The 18102-nt window shown below is 46.6% G+C and carries 13 protein-coding genes; 5 read left to right on the forward strand and 8 right to left on the reverse strand.

All coding sequences use genetic code 11. The annotated features are described in order from the left end of the window. Positions 1-71: 71 nt before the first annotated feature. On the forward strand, positions 72-2651 hold the full coding sequence (gene clpB, locus F995_RS09255; RefSeq protein WP_004646581.1) for an ATP-dependent chaperone ClpB: 2580 nt from the start codon (positions 72-74) through the stop codon (positions 2649-2651). A 185-nt stretch (positions 2652-2836) separates the two neighbouring features. On the opposite strand, the gene rlmKL is transcribed toward clpB, so the two are convergent. After that, positions 2837-5041: a bifunctional 23S rRNA (guanine(2069)-N(7))-methyltransferase RlmK/23S rRNA (guanine(2445)-N(2))-methyltransferase RlmL gene (rlmKL, locus tag F995_RS09260; protein WP_004280136.1), complete on the reverse strand. Its 2205-nt coding sequence runs from the start codon at positions 5039-5041 to the stop codon at positions 2837-2839. 232 nt (positions 5042-5273) lie between these two features. Between rlmKL and F995_RS09265 the strand changes: the two genes are divergently transcribed. The 4 genes from F995_RS09265 to F995_RS09280 all read left to right on the forward strand — a co-directional run bounded on the left by F995_RS09265 (position 5274) and on the right by F995_RS09280 (position 9778). Beyond that, positions 5274-5618 carry a hypothetical protein gene (locus F995_RS09265; RefSeq protein WP_004646582.1) on the forward strand — a complete coding sequence of 115 codons (345 nt, stop codon included), beginning with the start codon at positions 5274-5276 and terminating at the stop codon, positions 5616-5618. A gap of 224 nt (positions 5619-5842) precedes the next feature. Further along, positions 5843-6859 carry an aspartate carbamoyltransferase catalytic subunit gene (locus F995_RS09270; protein WP_004280134.1) on the forward strand — a complete coding sequence of 339 codons (1017 nt, stop codon included), beginning with the start codon at positions 5843-5845 and terminating at the stop codon, positions 6857-6859. A gap of 10 nt (positions 6860-6869) precedes the next feature. Next, positions 6870-8105 carry a dihydroorotase gene (locus tag F995_RS09275; RefSeq protein WP_004280133.1) on the forward strand — a complete coding sequence of 412 codons (1236 nt, stop codon included), beginning with the start codon at positions 6870-6872 and terminating at the stop codon, positions 8103-8105. Positions 8106-8287: 182 nt separating this feature from the next. Beyond that, positions 8288-9778: an OmpA family protein gene (locus F995_RS09280; RefSeq protein WP_004646583.1), complete on the forward strand. Its 1491-nt coding sequence runs from the start codon at positions 8288-8290 to the stop codon at positions 9776-9778. Positions 9779-9832: 54 nt separating this feature from the next. On the opposite strand, the gene F995_RS09285 is transcribed toward F995_RS09280, so the two are convergent. The 7 genes from F995_RS09285 to F995_RS09315 form a co-directional block, all read right to left on the reverse strand. Beyond that, the gene (locus tag F995_RS09285) at positions 9833-11245 is read right to left on the reverse strand and encodes a short-chain fatty acid transporter (protein ID WP_004646585.1); all 1413 of its coding nucleotides are present in this window, start codon (positions 11243-11245) and stop codon (positions 9833-9835) included. 96 nt (positions 11246-11341) lie between these two features. Next, a complete protein-coding gene (locus F995_RS09290; protein ID WP_004646586.1) occupies positions 11342-11980 on the reverse strand; it encodes a CoA transferase subunit B in 639 nt (212 codons plus the stop codon). A 2-nt stretch (positions 11981-11982) separates the two neighbouring features. Then, complete coding sequence (locus tag F995_RS09295; protein WP_004646587.1) at positions 11983-12687, reverse strand: CoA transferase subunit A; 705 nt, start codon at positions 12685-12687, stop codon at positions 11983-11985. Between the two features lie 93 nt (positions 12688-12780). After that, on the reverse strand, positions 12781-13683 hold the full coding sequence (locus F995_RS09300) for a hydroxymethylglutaryl-CoA lyase (protein WP_004646588.1): 903 nt from the start codon (positions 13681-13683) through the stop codon (positions 12781-12783). Further along, positions 13680-15674 carry an acetyl/propionyl/methylcrotonyl-CoA carboxylase subunit alpha gene (locus F995_RS09305; protein WP_004646589.1) on the reverse strand — a complete coding sequence of 665 codons (1995 nt, stop codon included), beginning with the start codon at positions 15672-15674 and terminating at the stop codon, positions 13680-13682. Before F995_RS09305 ends, F995_RS09300 begins: the two co-directional genes overlap by 4 nt. Positions 15675-15693: 19 nt before the next feature. Then, entirely contained in the window at positions 15694-16488 is a 795-nt protein-coding gene (locus F995_RS09310; protein ID WP_004646590.1) for an enoyl-CoA hydratase/isomerase family protein, read from the reverse strand. Positions 16489-16499: 11 nt separating this feature from the next. Continuing rightward, entirely contained in the window at positions 16500-18101 is a 1602-nt protein-coding gene (locus tag F995_RS09315) for a carboxyl transferase domain-containing protein (RefSeq protein ID WP_004646591.1), read from the reverse strand. Position 18102: the final 1 nt, after the last annotated feature.

Raw genomic sequence — 18102 nt, forward strand, 5'->3', positions numbered from 1 at the left:
ATGATTTGAAATTTTATCAAGTGCACCCATATATCCATCAAGTAGAACATTTGTTGTGAGGAATAACAAGAATGCGTTTTGAAAAATTTACCAATCGCCTGCAGCAGATCCTTTCAGATGCACAAGTCTTCGCTATGAGCAAAGACCATACCGCAATTGAACCGATTCATCTTCTCCATGCAGTTTTAAAAGAAGCTTCTTATGCAAGCTTATTACAGCAAGCAGGTGCAAATTTAGTTGAGCTGCAAACGAAGCTACAACAAGCCCTCAATGATGCGGCAAAATTATCAAATCCGTCAGCGGACATTAATGTAAATCCTGAAGCTTATAAAGTACTGACATTAACGGAGAGTTATGCACAAAAAGCCGGAGATGAATTCGTTAGTGTTGATTGGTTGATTTTAGCACTGGCTGAAACAGGATCTACGCAAAAAATACTCAGTAGTGTCGGCGTAAAAGCAGATCTACTGAAACAGCTGATTAATCAAATCCGAGGCGATGAAAAAGTCATGAGCAACAATTATGAAGATCAGCGTGATTCACTGAATAAGTACACCATTGATTTAACTGAACGTGCGTTGGCAGGCAAGCTTGATCCTGTGATTGGCCGTGATGATGAAATCCGTCGTACTATTCAGGTCTTGTCACGCCGTACCAAAAATAACCCGGTACTTATCGGTGAGCCAGGGGTCGGTAAAACGGCGATTGTCGAAGGTCTGGCGCAGCGGATTATTAATGGTGAAGTGCCTGAAGGACTCAAAGGGAAGCGTGTTTTATCTCTAGATCTAGGTTCTTTGCTGGCTGGCGCCAAATACCGTGGTGAGTTTGAAGAGCGCTTAAAAGCGGTTCTGAAAGATATTGCCAAACACGAAGGTGAAATCATCCTGTTTATCGACGAGTTGCATACGCTGGTGGGTGCCGGTAAAGGTGATGGCGCGATGGATGCCGGTAACATGCTGAAACCTGCGTTGGCCCGTGGCGAGCTGCGCTGTGTCGGTGCGACCACACTGGATGAATATCGTCAGTATATTGAAAAAGATGCAGCGCTGGAACGTCGTTTCCAGAAAGTACTGGTCGATGAGCCAAGCGTGGAAGATACCATTGCGATTCTGCGTGGTCTGAAAGATCGCTATGCCACCCATCACGGGGTACAGATTCTGGATTCCGCGATTATTGCGGCGGCGAAAATGTCACATCGTTATATCACCGACCGTCAGTTGCCGGATAAAGCTATTGACCTGATTGATGAAGCAGCATCGCGCATCAAAATGGAACTCGATTCTAAACCAGAAGCACTGGATAAACTGGAACGCCGTCTGATTCAGTTAAAAATGCAGCTGGAAGCGGTGAAAAAAGATGAAGACTCAGGTGCCAAAGCTGAGATTCAATACTTGTCCGATCAGATCGCCACAGTTGAAAAAGAGTATCATGACCTGGAAGAAGTCTGGCGTGCAGATAAAGCGCTGGTCGAAGGCAATAAAGACGTACAGATCAAACTGGATCAGGCACGTACAGCACTTGAAAAAGCGCAACGTGAAGGTGATCTGGGCGAGGCCGCGCGTTTGCAATATGGCGTGATACCAGAGTTGCAAAAGCAGCTTGAACTGGCTGAAAAAGCCGATGAAAGCGCAACGCCAAAATTGCTGCGTAACAAAGTCACCGACAATGAAATTGCTGAAGTAGTGAGTGCTGCGACCGGTATTCCGGTTGCGAAAATGCTGCAAGGCGAGCGTGACAAATTGCTACATATGGAAGAATTCCTGCATAACCGTGTAGTAGGGCAAGATGAAGCCGTGGTGGCGGTATCCAATGCAGTACGCCGTTCACGTGCCGGTCTGTCAGATCCGAACCGTCCAAGTGGGTCATTCCTGTTCCTGGGGCCAACGGGTGTCGGTAAAACAGAATTGACCAAAGCCTTGGCGAATTTCCTGTTTGACAGCGACGATGCCATGGTGCGTATCGATATGTCAGAATTTATGGAAAAACATTCGGTCAGCCGTTTGGTTGGTGCGCCTCCGGGCTATGTCGGTTATGAAGAAGGTGGGGTGCTTACTGAAGCCGTACGTCGTAAACCGTATAGTGTGATCTTGTTTGATGAAGTCGAAAAAGCGCATCCGGACGTATTTAACATCTTGCTACAGGTACTGGATGATGGCCGTTTAACTGACTCGCAAGGCCGGGTAGTGGACTTTAAAAACTCTGTGATCGTCATGACTTCGAACCTGGGTTCGCAGGATGTACGTGAATTGGGCGGTAATGCCACAAAAGAAGAAGTCCGTACGGTGGTGATGAATGCGGTATCGGAACATTTCCGTCCAGAATTTATTAACCGTATTGATGAACTGGTAGTGTTCCATGCGCTGGAAAAAGACCAGATTCGCGGTATTGCCGATATCCAGTTGAACCGTTTACGTCAACGTCTGGCAGAACGTGATATGCGCTTGTCGGTAGATGACAGTGCTTTCGATCAGTTAATCGATGCTGGCTTTGATCCACTGTATGGTGCGCGCCCCCTGAAACGTGCAATCCAGCAGCGTATTGAAAATGGTCTGGCGCAGAAAATCCTGGGCGGAGAGTTCCAGCCGGGCGATACCATTCTGGTGAAAGCTGAAGCAGGTGAGTTAATCTTTGAAAAAATGAAACTTAACTAAACCACTTCTCCTTGCAACAAAAAACCCAGCCTAGGCTGGGTTTTTTTTAATCTTATTGTTAACTTCGAGCATTGCAACACTTTTGTATTCTTGTTGCGGCGAGCTTTAAAGCATGGCTTAAAACTCAGCTCAGGGAAAATAAAGAAGATATCAATCGTGATAAAGACAGTTAATTCATCATCAAATTACACTTGCGGATGACGGATTTTCCAGGCACGGTGAATCTTTTGATTCCGCTTGAAGTCAGGTCCAATGGTTTCCTGGGTAATTTCTTCAACATCAAAGAAGGCCAGAATTTCTTCATCCATCTCAAAACCACGATAGTTATTTGAGAAATACAAGGTACCATCAGTGGTTAAGCGGTTCATCGCACGTTTTAACAGGGACAAATGGTCGCGCTGTACGTCAAAGGTCCCGTAGAATTTCTTCGAGTTTGAGAAGGTTGGTGGGTCGATAAAGATCAGCTCATATTGCTCATGACCTTCTTTTAGCCATTCGAAACAGTCAGAGGCAAAGAACTGATGCTGTTCATCCGCATGATCCACGGTTAAGCCGTTCAGAACAAAATTTTCTTTAGACCAGTTCAAATAAGTATTCGACAGATCGACGCTGGTTGTACTTGCAGCACCACCCAAAGCAGCATGTAAACTTGCCGTTGAGGTATAGCTGTACAGGTTCAGGAAGTGTTTGCCTTTTGCTTCACGTGCAATACGTAAACGCATTTGACGGTGATCCAGAAACAGACCGGTATCCAGATAATCGGTCAGGTTGACCAGAATCTTGGCTTGACCTTCCTGAACGATAAAACGCTTGGATGCTGTACTTTGTTTGGTGTACTGGTTTTTACCTTCCTGACGTGCACGGGTCTTGATAAAGATCGCATCACGGCCCAAACCGGTCACGGCACGAATTGCCTGTAAGGCCAGGTTGAAACGTTTTTTGGCTTTTTCCGGATCAATAGTTTTAGGTGGCGCATATTCTTGTACATGCAAACGCTCGCCATACAGATCTACTGCGACGTTAAAATCAGGTAAATCTGCATCATAGAGACGTAAACAATGGATCTGTTCCTTGACTGCCCATTTTTTTAGAGCTTGCATATTTTTGGTCAGACGGTTGGCAAATTCCATCGCACCTTCAATCGGTTCAAACTGCTGAGGCTGCCAGCTTTCTAGGAATGGACGTACCACTGCGGCCGGTTTAACCGTACCGAAGCGGATATAGATCGGCAATTTACCATTCATCAAACGCAGGATTTGCGGATCATTGAACGCTAGCACATCGGCCTGTTCCACTTGGGAGGCAATCACAGCCGCTTTTTGATTCGGGAAATTCTTTTGCAATAAAGCCGATAAACCCAGGTATAAAGAACGGTTTTGCGCTTTATCGCCGAGACGTTCGCCATATGGCGGGTTGGTCACGAAGAATACTTTCTTGCCTTCTGCATGGAAATCAGGCCAGTCATTTAAAGTCCGTTCTTCGATCATGATATTGTCGAGAGCAGCTTCAAAACCCGCCGCGATAATATTTTGTCTGGTGGCTTTAACCGCTTCCCAGTCCGCATCGAAGGCATAGAATTGTGGTAATGGATTTTCCATTGCCGCTTGATGACGTTCAGCAGCTTCGGCCTTGATGCTCATCCACAGTTCATGGTCATGGCCATTCCAGCCATTAAAACCGAAACGACGGACCAGACCCGGTGCACGGTCGGTCAAAATCATTAGGGATTCAATAATAAAGGTACCTGAACCACACATTGGATCGACAATGATGTCCGGATTTAACGCTTTTAAACCACCTTTTTGCAGAATCGCAGCGGCCAGGTTTTCCTTGATTGGGGCGTCAGTCATAAAGCGGCGATAACCGCGTTTATGCAAAGAGTCGCCAGACAGGTCCAGGCAGTAAGTATGTTCTTTCTTGCCTGCCAGAATATACATGGTAATTTCAGGCTGTTTGGTATCAATGCTTGGACGTTTGCCTACGGCTTCCATAAAGGAATCTACGACACCATCTTTGGCACGTAAAGTCGCAAACTGGGTATTGACCTTGATATCACGTTCGACATGCAAACGAATCGCAAAGGTACTTTGTGGTGCAAAAATCAGCGACCAGTCAAAGCTGAGAGCCCCTTCATAGAGTTCTTCTGCCACATCACGCGCATCATGAGAAAATTCAATTTCATGCGTGTGGATCGGCATCAAGACACGTGAAGCCAGACGTGACCACATGCAGATACGATAAGCATTTTCCAGTGTACCTTTAAAGGTTAAACGGCCTGGAAAACGCTCAATATTCTGAACACCTAAGCCTTGTATTTCTTCTTCTAATAAGGTTTCCAGACCATCGGCACAGGTGACCCAATAATTGCTTAAACGTGGAGAGGTATTCATATAATAGAGAGACCAAAAAAGATAAATAAAAAACTGCGCTAAGTTTACCGTATTTTTATATTGAAAGCTTTTGAAATTCTCTGAAAGGCCGTGGCATGTGATAGAGAAAAATAATATTCACACTATAAATTGAGGAACTGGTATGCATTTTGCTCTATACATGGCAAATCAGGCGGTCAGTCGATGGGGAGCGATGGCTGCCTGATTTTTCAATTTTATAATGGGGGTTAAGATGTTAGAGAATCAGTTACGCAACCATGACGCTTTTTCAGTGGCCACTTTAATTTATGCACGTTTACGACGGGTTTCCGGTCGGGTAATTGATGCAATTTATCTGGCAGAGAACCTGGATTATGCCCGGCATGTGATTCAACTGGCAGAGCAAACCCAGGATCCAGATTTGAATCATCTGATCCAGCGCCTCAAAATGGTACTGGAGATTTCTGAAACAGCACAAGACTCACAAACAGAATCTGCACACCCAAGCCAGCAGGAAGGGCTGATCTCGGTCGAACCGGATGAAGACGATATCTATCGTGCACAGGTGTCACATCGTTATATTGGTGCACTGCGTTAAACCTGAGATGGGTGTGAATGCTCCAGACTGAAGCGCCCGTTGGTTTTGTACTTAAAATCAGCAAGATGCAAATCGGGTTAAATTATGTTATTGAAAAAATACAAAGGAATCTGATTTTTTATTTTTATTGTTCAGATGCTTTTTGTACAAGTAGCAGCATGGCCAACTATAAAAATTCGCCAATCTCTGTATAATATGTTGACTTAACGCATAAGGAATCTCTCATGCACTTGGCGGCATTGCATACACCGAGCCAGATTCAACTCAATAAAGAAGGTAATCTAAAACACTTCTTGACCATCGAAGGTCTTTCTAAAGAAACCCTGACAAAAATATTGGACACTGCACAGTCCTTTTTTAATGACCAAAATCAGCTGATCACCAATAATTTGCTCGAAGGCAAAACGGTGATGAACCTGTTCTTCGAAAATTCAACCCGTACCCGCACCACCTTTGAAGCCGCTGCCAAGCGCCTTTCTGCCAACGTTCTCAATATCGATATTGCCCGTTCGAGTACTTCCAAAGGTGAAACCCTGCGTGACACGTTATGGAATCTGGAAGCCATGGCGGCCGATATTTTCGTGGTGCGTCATTCATCTTCAGGGGCAGCGCATTTTATTGCCAAGGATGTCTGTCCAACAGTGGCAATTATTAATGCCGGTGATGGCCGTCATGCGCATCCGACTCAAGCGATGCTGGACATGCTGACCATTCGCCGCGAAACCAATAAAAAATTCGAAGAAATGTCGATTGCCATTATTGGCGATATCAAGCATTCACGTGTCGCGCGTTCAGATGTGGCTGCCTTGCAAACTTTAGGTTGCCAGGATATCCGGGTGATTGCACCGAATACCTTGCTGCCATTGGGTTTTGAAGAATATGGCGATGGTGTTCGTCTATTTAACAATATGGAAGACGGCATCAAAGACTGCGACGTGATCATTACCTTACGTATTCAAAACGAGCGTATTGATTCTCCGGCACTGGCCTCGCAAGCAGAGTTCTACAAAATGTATGGCTTGAATAAAGAACGTCTTGCCATGGCCAAACCGGATTGTATCGTGATGCATCCGGGACCAATGAACCGCGGCGTTGAAATCGACTCAAGTATTGCGGATGGTCCGCAATCTGTGATTTTGAAGCAGGTGACCAATGGTATTGCCGTGCGTATGGCGGTGTTGGCTTTATCGATGCAAGGCCAGTTACAAGAACAAGGTTTGATTGAAGCGATTGCGGGTTAAGGAATAAGTCATGACTATTGTAAAAATTGAAAATGTCCGTGTTCTTGATCCAATCCAAAACACTAATTCTATCCAGACCGTGTATCTGGAAAATGGAAAATTCGTTGCAGAAACAGCAGACGTCTCTGAAACGATTGATGGTCAAGGTAAATGGTTAATGCCAACCATGGTCGATTTGTGTGCGCGTTTACGTGAACCGGGTCAACAGCAACACGGTACGCTTAAGTCTGAAGGAAAAGCGGCACGTGAAAATGGCATTTTGCACGTATTTACGCCACCCGATTCAAAGCCAATCGTACAAGATAATGGTGCGCTGATTCACGGTCTGGTCGAAAAAGCCATGCTGGATGGTGGGATCTATCTTCAAGTGATTGGTGCGCAAACCCAAGGCTTAAATGGTCAACAACCGGCAAATATGGCGGGCTTGAAAAAGGGCGGTTGTACTGCGGTTTCCAATGCCAGTGCGCCGTTTGCCAATGATGATGTGGTACTGCGTACCCTTGAATATGCTGCAGGCTTAGACCTGACGGTGGTGTTCTATGCGGAAGAACCACAAATTGCCAAAGACGGCTGTGTGCATGAAGGGTTTATTGCATCACGTCAGGGCTTGCCGATGATTCCGGCACTGGCTGAAACCGTGGCGATTGCCAAATATCTGTTGATGATTGAATCAACCAAAGTACGAGCACACTTTGGTCTGTTGTCTTGTGGTGCTTCGGTGGAATTGATCCGTATTGCCAAGGAAAAAGGCTTACCGGTGACCTGTGATGTGGCCATGCATCAGTTACATTTAACTGATCATTTGATTGATGGATTTAACTCTCTTGCACATGTGCGTCCACCGCTTCGTTCTGAACAGGACAAAGAATTACTGCGTCAGGGTGTAAAATCAGGTGTGATTGATGCGATTTGTACTCATCATGAACCGCTAAGCAGCTCTGCGAAAATGGCGCCGTTTGCTGAAACGCAGCCAGGTTTCACTGCTTTTGATACCTATGTGCCTTTTGGTCTGCAATTGATTCGTGAGGGGTTGTTGACTCCACTGGAATGGGTGGAAAAAGTGACCCTAGCTCCGGCTCGTGTTGCACAAATGGCAGATCGATGGATAAATGAATCAGGCTGGGTGCTGCTAGATCCGGAACTGGAATGGACCCTGAATAAAGAAAGCATCGTGTCACAAGGTAAAAATACCCCGCTAATTAATCAAAAAGTGCTGGGTAAAGTGGTTCAAACTTTTGCTGCTTAAATGATCCCAATTTTATAAAAGTCAGCTTCGGCTGGCTTTTTTTATTTTTTAAATTTTGTGTTGGTAAAATGAGTACTCAACAAAAACAGTGAAACTTTATGATATTCATACAATTATTTACATTTTCAAAAAATGGGGATCGTTACACTGATTAAATATTAAACATTAGAAAAATCAAAAGAATGGTGACGATTATGAATATAGACTTTATAGAACGCTTAAAAAGCGATGTTACGGCGATTGTGCTTCAAGGTGAAACCGAGCATTTATTTGCCAAAGATCAAGCTTTGGCTCAATTCTATCCCATATTTTTAAGTATATTGCGTGCACGTCCCGCCTGGATTGAGAATCTTGGTCAGCAACTTAATCCAAAAATTCATGAATTATTCAATGCAAATCCGGCACTCAAGCAGCAGTTTCTGGATCAAGTGGATCAGAGCGCGCCACAAGATGAAATAGAGCATACCTTGAACCGGTCAATTGTACCGACCATGAATTTTTTACAGACCGAAGCGGGTGCTTCAAGTCCGGAAGCGATTAGCCATTTGCTGGAAACCCACGCCGATTCGATTCAGCGCGCATTACCCGTTTGGGCTGGCCCTATTCTGGCAGCGCTTGGAGTTTCACCCTTGGCAGGGCAGAATTTAAATCAGGAACCTGTATTGGCGGAGCAGACCATCATTGTTCAGGAAGAGAGAAAAACCGGCTTTTTATGGCCGTTTATTATTTTTCTGATTCTGGCGGGTTTGATCCTGTTTTTGGTTCGTAGCTGCATGCAGGATGATGTTGAAGATTCAAATACCCAAGCGACCAGTGAAGTTGCTGCAGCTCAGCCTGCATCCTTGCGATTAAGTACAGGCAGTAATGGCGAAATTGTCAGTTGTCAATTACAGCTGAATAATCCGCAGTATATGGAAATTTTGCAAAACGAGATCAAACAGATCTTTAATTATAATATTGGTTGTGGGGCGCTGAGCAGTGAGGTTTATCATTCAGAATTTATTGATCAGGATACTATTCCGACTGTGTTGAGAACAATGCAGGGAATGCCAAATGTGTCACTTGACTGGATTGGCAATCAGGTTTCAGTGCGTGCAGCAACCAATGCAGAGGCCGAGCGTCTGGCAGCACAAATTCGTAGTCTGGCCAAAAATGTCACAGTGGTGACCCAGCAGCCGCTCAATAGAAGTGACGTGATTAATACCGCCAATAGTGAGGCAGAACAAGCCTTGGCCAGTATCAAGACCGATAATGTTAAAGCGCTGGATGTGGCGACTGCACTGAATTTACAGATCATTAATTTTGATACGGCATCGACTGAAGTTCCCGAGGTCAATAAATTGGTGCTGGATCAGGCTGCTGCATTATTGCAACGAGCACCGCATGTCATTCTGAAGGTTACAGGACATGCCGATGCTCAGGGTAGTGAAGCAGAAAATAAGGTGCTGTCTGTGCAACGAGCTCAAGCGATTACCAGTTATCTCGTTGGAAAAGGGGTCAATCCTGCACAGTTACAGGCAGTTGGCATGGGAGAGGATCAGCCGGTTGAACCCAATGCCACACCTGCCGGACAGTTTCAGAACCGTCGCGTGACCTTTGAGGTCGTGAATACCGAAACGGGAATTGTTCGTGAAGTAGATGATGAAGGTGTAGTTGAGAAGACAGGAAATTAAGAGAGCGGCCTAAATAAAAAAGGACGAATTTTCGTCCTTTTTTATTGTTTTGAATTAAGAAAATACCGGCGGGCTGTAGGTCAGCGTTCTTCCTAGGAACCATAGCAGGAACAGTACCAAAGGCAGATGGAAAATCAACTGGGTCACCGTAAATCCAATCACATCTTTGGCTTTTAATTTCAGGATACCCAACATCGGAAGCATAAAGAATGGATTAATCAGATTCGGCAAGGCTTCTGCCGCATTATAAATCTGTACCGACCAGCCCAGATGCACTTTCAAGTCATGTGCAGCCTGCATCACATAGGGTGCTTCGATAATCCATTTCCCTCCGCCAGAAGGAATAAAGAAACCCAGAATCGCCGAGTATAAGCCCATCACAATGGCAAAGGTTTCCTGCGAGGCAATGGAAACAAAGAACTCGGCAATGTAATGTGACAATGACAGATCGGCCGGGTTTAGCGCATTGGTCATCATAAAGGCAATACTGCCATACAGCGGAAACTGGATCAGTACCCCAGAAATGGCGGGTACGGCTTTGGATACCGCATTCAGGAAATTTCGCGGTGTACCGTGTAAGGCCACGCCCAAAATCAGGAAGATAAAGTTATAGGTATTTAAGCTGGAAATGGCCAGAATCGGATTGCTTTTGGAAAATTCGTTAAACATCCAGACTGCGCCCAGAATCACAATCAGAATGCTTAAAATGGGTGAATTTTCCAGCCAATCCCCCGGTCTTTTTTCGGCAGATACTTCCGGTTTTTCTTCTTCAATCTGAATCGGGAAGTGCTCAATGGTTTTAATGTCAGACCCTTTAGGTGCTGACCAGTAAGCAATCGCAATTGAAGCTACAATCAGTACCGCCGTCATGATCATGGATTGCGGCAGGAAAATGGTTTCGGTAAATGGAATCACGCCCGTCAGATTATAAATCGGTTCAGGCAGACTGCTTTTATTGGCCTGTAACTGTGCAGCTGAAGAACTGATGCCCAGTGCCCAGGTCGCACCCATCCCGATAATCGCGGCAGCCGCAGCAGCGCGGTAATCCATGTTAAGCTCTTTACGCTGTGCCAGTGCAATCACTAGGAGTGCAGTCAGTACAGTACTCATGGCCCAATTAATCAGAGAAATTAACAGGCTGACCGTGGCGACCAGGACAATCGCACCACGACCGGAATGTGGCAGGCGCGCCATTTTCTGGATCAGAAGCTGGACAGGCTTAGATACGGAAACCACATAACCGACCACGATCAGCATGCACATCTGCAAGGTAAAGGGAATCAGGCTCCAGAAGCCGTCTCCAAAGGAAATCGCGACATCCTGTGCGGGTGCACCAATTCCGATGGCGGCAATCGCCACAATGATGACGCCAAGCAGGGCAAAAATATAAGAATCCGGAAACCATTTTTCAGACCAGTCGCTGACGCGCAAGGCGAAGCGCTGCAAAATATTTTGTTGAGTTTGCATGATTAAAATCCATTTATTCTGCGATTATTATTTTGAAATGAAACAGCTATATATAAAAAAGCCCTTAAGATGCTTCATTCTTAAGGGCTGGCTGGATCAGGCAGCGTTACGTAGTAGCGCTACCCCCGTGACTTTTTGAATCTCTTCAAAACTGACCTCTGGTGCCAGTTCGACCAGTCGAATTCCATCAGGAGTGACATCCAGTACTCCGAGATCGGTAATAATCCGATTCACCACAGCCTGGCCGGTCAGCGGCAGACTACATTCTGGAACTATCTTAGGTGTACCATCTTTGGCACAGTGTTCCATCAAGACCACGACTTTTTGTACACCCGCAACCAGATCCATGGCACCACCCATGCCTTTGACCTTTTTGCCTGGAATCATCCAGTTGGCCAGATCACCAGTTTCAGACACTTCCATAGCACCCAGAATGGCGATATTGACATGACCGCCACGGATCATAGCAAAGGAGTCGGCACTTGAGAAAAATGAAGCACCTTTTCGTGCGGTGACCGTCTGTTTACCGGCATTGATCAGGTCGGCATCGACTGTCTCCTCGGTTGGAAATTCGCCAATCCCCAGCAGGCCATTTTCAGACTGCAACCAGACATTGATATTTTCCGGAATATAGTTCGCGACTAGCGTCGGCAGGCCAATCCCTAGATTGACGTAGAAACCATCTTCAAGCTCTTGTGCCGCGCGCTGCGCCATTTCATTACGTGTCCAAGCCATGATCAAGCCTCCGCCTTTAAAGTCATCTGTTCAATACGTTTTTCCGGTTGAGCATTCAGGACTATCCGGTTCACATAAATTCCCGGAAGATGGATTTCGTCCGGATCCAGCACGCCAATTTCGACAATCTCTTCGACTTCAGCAATGGTAATTTTGCCGGCCATGGCACAGACCGGATTAAAGTTCTGGGCGGTTTTACGGAAAATCAGGTTGCCGGCTTTATCGGCCTTATAGGCTTTAACCAGAGCAACATCAGCTGTTAAAGATTCTTCCAGAATGTAAGAGTTGCCATTAAATTCACGGACATCCTTACCTTCAGCGATCACGGTTCCGACACCCGTCGCCGTATAAAAAGCCGGAATACCGGCACCGCCAGCACGTAATTTTTCTGCCAGTGTACCCTGTGGGGTCAGCTCAACTTCCAGTTCGCCATTTAAATATTGACGTTCGAATTCCTTGTTTTCACCGACATAAGAGGAGATCATTTTTTTAATCTGTTTTGTTTCCAGTAAAAGCCCCAGACCGAAGCCGTCTACACCGGCATTATTGGAAATACAGGTCAAATTTTTGGCACCAGTTTCTTTTAGGGTCGTGATCAAAGCTTCTGGAATACCACATAGGCCGAAACCACCGACAGCCAGAGTATGACCATCTTGCACCACATCCTTTAAGGCGGATTGAGCGCTGTCATAAACCTTGTTTGACATCTTGTCACCTCTATTGTTATTACAGCAGACTTAAATCTGCTGTTTATATCCTTATGGGTTGCTTAAGTTTATTTTGCTCAAGCATGCTTATTGTTAAGCACAGGCTTTTTGCCAGTAGGCATTGGCATAATTGGATGGATTATTGCGCTGCAAGACTTCACTGATATTACGACTGGCCTGCATGAGTGCATCCAGCTGAATACCGGTTTCAAAGCCCATATTCGAGAGCAGGTAATACAGGTCTTCGGTCGAGACATTGCCAGATGCACCTTGGGCATAAGGACAGCCACCCAGTCCAGCAATGGAGGAGTCAAAGACCCGAATGCCTTGCAACAGTGACTGATAAATATTGGCAATCGCCATGCCGTAGGTATTATGGAAATGACCGGCCAGCACTTTGGCATCAAGTTCAGCCAAACAAGCTTCCCAGACATTTTTTACCCGGTCCGGGGTAGCAGTACCAATGGTTTCACCCAATGACACTTCGTAGCAGCCCATCTCCAGCAAACGCTGGGTGACTTTGACCACCTGCTTCGGATCAATGGCACCTTCATAAGGACAGTCCACCATGCAGGAAACATAGCCACGTACCTTAATATCATTGGCTTTGGCTGCTGCCATGACATCGGCAAACTTCTCGAAGCTTTCATCAATCGAGCAGTTGATGTTTTTGCGGGTAAAGCTTTCAGAAGCTGCAGTAAATACCGCCACTTCCTTGCAACCCACAGCCAGTGCCGATTCAAAACCTTTCAGATTTGGGGTCAGCAGACTGAACTGAATATTCGGATCTTGGGGTAGGCTGGCAAAGAGCACATCACTGTCTGCCATTTGCGGTACCCATTTGGCTGAAACGCAGGAGCCGACTTCGATGGACTGCAGACCGGTTTTCATCAGGTCCAGAATCAGGTTTTTCCGGTCATCCAATGTCAAAGGTATTTTTTCATTTTGCAGGCCATCGCGTGGCCCGACCTCTACGATTTTGACAAAATCCGTCATGCCACTTCCTCCGCCAGAGGCTGGAACTCGACCAGTTTATCACCGGCTTTAACCTGATCACCCTTCTGAAAATATGAGCTTGCGATGATGCCGTCATGCGGTGCGCGAATCGAGTATTCGATCTTCATGGCTTCCAGCGTCATCAGCACATCATCTTTTTTGACTTTGTCATTGGCTGCCACGAGCACCTGGGTAATGACACCTGGCATTGGTGCGATCAGGTTATTTTCCGTGCCTTGTTCATCCTGATTATTAAAATCAGACTTCAAGTAATTAAACTTATAGCCTTGACCATTCTGGAACAGGGTAATGCCTTGCTCACTCTGGCTAAAAGCCAGTTTTTGCTGTTTACCCGCCAGTTGCAAGGCTAAAGTATGGGCATCGACGAGTTGACCCTGAATCTGAATTTGCTGACCGTTATAGCTGGCAACAAAGCCTTGATCTTGGGTGCTGAACTGAATTTTCAGGTTAATGCCATTGCGTTGTAATTGCACTGTATGGCTATTTTGCTGGTTCAGGCGCCAGAATGCTTTTTGCTGCCACACCGGATTGCTTGGAACGGGATTCTGTGCTTGACGTGCCAGGAATTCAATCAGTGCGGCACTGACCACCAGTTCGGCACTGATATCCGCAGAAGGTTTGAGCAGGAATTCCTCTTCACGCTGAATCAGGCCAGTATCTAAATGTGCATTTTTAAACGAGTCACACAGCACCAGGCGATCTAGAAAAGCAATATTGTTACCCAGACCATCAACATGGAACTGACCCAGTGCATGGTGCATCTGGGTTAGGGCTGCTTCACGGTTTTTGCCCCAGACAATCAGTTTGGCAATCATCGGATCATAATAAGTGCTGATTTCATCGCCTTCGACAATACCGCTATCCACACGTACACAGTCACTTTGCTCCGGATAATGCAGGTAGCTGATCTGACCAATCGCAGGAATAAAGCCTTTTTCCGGTTCTTCGGCATAAACACGGGCTTCGAGTGCATGTCCATGAATCTGCAACTCATGCTGCTGCTTCGGTAAAGGTTCACCAAAAGCCACGCGCAGTTGCCATTCCACCAGATCCTGTCCGGTAATCATTTCCGTCACTGGATGTTCAACCTGAAGACGGGTGTTCATTTCCATGAAGTAAGCTGTGCCGTCTTGCTCCACGATAAACTCGACTGTACCGGCACCGACATAGTTCACTGCACGCGCAGCATCGATTGCCGCCTGACGCATCGCCTCAAGTTTGTCTTCCGGCATTTTCGGTGCAGGCGCTTCTTCCAGCACTTTCTGGTGACGGCGCTGTACCGAGCAATCACGTTCGAACAGATGTACATAATTGCCGTGGGTATCACCAAATACCTGCACTTCAATATGACGTGGCTGAATCACATAGCGTTCAATCAGAACGTCTTCATTGCCAAAACTTGAACGTGCTTCACTTTTACAAGATGCCAGTGAACTCAGGAAATCTTCACTGCGTTCCACCAGACGCATGCCTTTACCGCCACCGCCGGCACTGGCTTTAATCAATACCGGATAACCAATATTGTCTGCCTGCTGTTTCAGGAAGTCGGCATCCTGATTGGTACCATGATAGCCGGGGGTTAAAGGCACACCGGCTTTTTCCATCAGGGCTTTAGAGGTGGCTTTCAGACCCATTGCCAGAATGGCATCGACTGGTGGGCCAATAAACACAATATTGTTGTCCTGACAGGCCAGGGCGAACTGGTCATTTTCAGACAGGAAACCATAACCTGGGTGAATTGCCTGAGCACCAGTGCTTTTGGCTGCCTGAATAATGTGATCAATCTGTAAATAACTTTGTGCAGCTGGCGATTCACCAATATAGATCGCTTCATCGGCCAGTTTGACATGTTGTGATAGTGCATCGGCATCGGAGTAGACGGCAACAGTAGCAATACCTAATTTCTTCGCTGTACGAATGACACGGCAGGCAATTTCACCACGGTTGGCAATTAAAATCTTTTCAAACATCGTAGGATCCTTCTTGTTGTTATGCCGTGGTCTTGATCCAGGCCGGGCTTTGTTTGTTCAAAAATGCATTCAGTCCATTTTTCGCCTCATCTCCCTGGCGAATATGGGCAATATGCTGTGCTGTTTTAAGCAGTAAATCTTCGGTCAAAACCTGTTGGTCAACCAGTTGGATCAACTGTTTCGATGCGCTCTGTGCAGCAGGACCACCCAGTAAAAGTGCTTCCACAATTTCATCAATTTTGCTGTCGAGCTGTTCTGGTGTAGTAACTTCATGCGCAAGACCAATGCTTTTGGCCTGTTCAGCAGTAATCCGCTCGGCGGTCAGGAAATAACGTGAGGCCTGACGGGCACCAATCGCACGAATCACATAAGGGCTGATGGTCGAAGGTGCCAGACCTAAGCGAACCTCGGAAGTGGCAAACTTGGCATCTGTACTGGCCACACAAATATCACAGGCTGAGGCCAGCCCCATGCCGCCACCAAAGGCAATGCCGTGTACCCGGGCAATGGTTGGCTGTTTTAAGGTCGCCAGACTTTGCAGCATTTTTGCCAGTTTGAGAGCATCCGCTTCGTTGTCTGCCTGTGATGCCTGACCTGCCTGTTTCATCCAGTTCAGATCCGCGCCAGCAGAGAAACTCTTGCCTCGGCCTGCCAAAATCACCACACGCACATCATCATGGTCATTTAAAGACCGGAAACAGGCATGCAGTTCTTCAATCACCTGGGTATTAAAAGCATTGTGCAGTTCGGCACGGTTAATCCAGACTGTCGCGACCTGATCCTGCTGTTCGAGCTGTAAAAATTGATATGTCATTTTGTCACCCCTTACATGCGGAACACGCCGAATTTGGTTGGCTGGATGGGCGCATTCAGTGCCGCAGCCAGACTCAAGGCCAAGACTTCACGCGATTGCGCTGGATCAATCACACCATCATCCCATAAACGCGAAGACGCATAATAAGGGTGGCCTTGGCGTTCGTATTGGTCACGGATTGGTTGTTTAAACTGGTCTTCTTCTTCAGCTGACCAAGTTCCGCCTTTTTGCTCAATCTGGTCACGTTTTAAGGTCGACAAGACGCTGGAGGCCTGTTCACCGCCCATCACTGAAATACGCGAGTTTGGCCAGGTCCACATAAAGCGTGGCGAGTAAGCGCGTCCACACATACCATAGTTGCCTGCACCAAAAGAACCGCCAATCACTAGAGTCAGTTTCGGTACATTGGCATTGGCGACGGCCATCACCAGCTTAGCACCATTTTTGGCAATGCCTTCATTTTCATACTGGCGGCCGACCATAAACCCGGTAATATTTTGCAGGAAAATCAGCGGAATATTGCGCTGGGTACACAGTTCAATAAAATGTGCGCCTTTTTGGGCAGACTCGGAAAATAGAATGCCATTATTGGCAATAATCCCGACCGGCATGCCATAGAGCTTGGCAAAACCGGTCACCAGGGTAGTGCCGAAACGTGCCTTGAACTCGTCAAAACGTGAGCCATCGACAATACGCGCTATCACTTCACGGATATCAAAAGGCTTGCGCGCGTCACTCGGCACAATGCCGTACAGTTCCGAACTGTCAAACAGCGGCGCTTCGATTTCATCTGCGGTCTTGTTTGGCTTTTTGTTCAGGTTGGCCACGATGTTGCGGGCAATCGCAAGTGCATGTTCATCGTTTTCAGCCAGATGATCAGCCACGCCAGACAAACGGGTATGCACATCACCACCACCGAGATCCTCACTGGACACCACTTCACCAGTAGCTGCCTTAACTAGAGGAGGGCCGCCTAGGAAAATGGTGCCCTGATTGCGGACAATAATGGTTTCATCTGACATGGCAGGCACATAAGCACCGCCTGCAGTACAGCTGCCCATCACCACTGCAATTTGGGCGATACCTTGGCTCGACATACGTGCCTGATTGTAGAAAATACGGCCGAAGTGATCGCGGTCTGGAAATACTTCATCCTGTAAAGGCAAATATGCACCGCCTGAATCCACCAGATAAATACAAGTCAGATGGTTCTGTTCGGCAATTTCCTGGGCACGTAAATGCTTTTTCACTGTTAATGGATAATAAGTACCGCCTTTCACCGTAGCATCATTGGCGATGATCATGCAGGTCACACCCTTGACCTGACCAACACCAGCGACCACACCTGCGGCAGGAACATCATCCTGATACACCTGATAGGCAGCCAGCTGACCAATTTCCAAAAAAGCTGTGCCTGGATCAATTAAATGATTAATCCGTTCACGGGGGAGTAATTTGCCACGGTCCAGATGTTTTTGACGGGCAGTTTCGCCACCACCCAAAGCAATTTTTTCAACTTTCTGTTTTAGGTCATCCACCAGTTGCAGCATGGCAGTCTGGTTGGTTTTAAACTCTTCACTACGTATATTGATTTTGCTCGATAACTGATTCATG

This window comes from Acinetobacter sp. CIP A162 (assembly GCF_000367905.1).
Taxonomy (GTDB): domain Bacteria; phylum Pseudomonadota; class Gammaproteobacteria; order Pseudomonadales; family Moraxellaceae; genus Acinetobacter; species Acinetobacter lwoffii.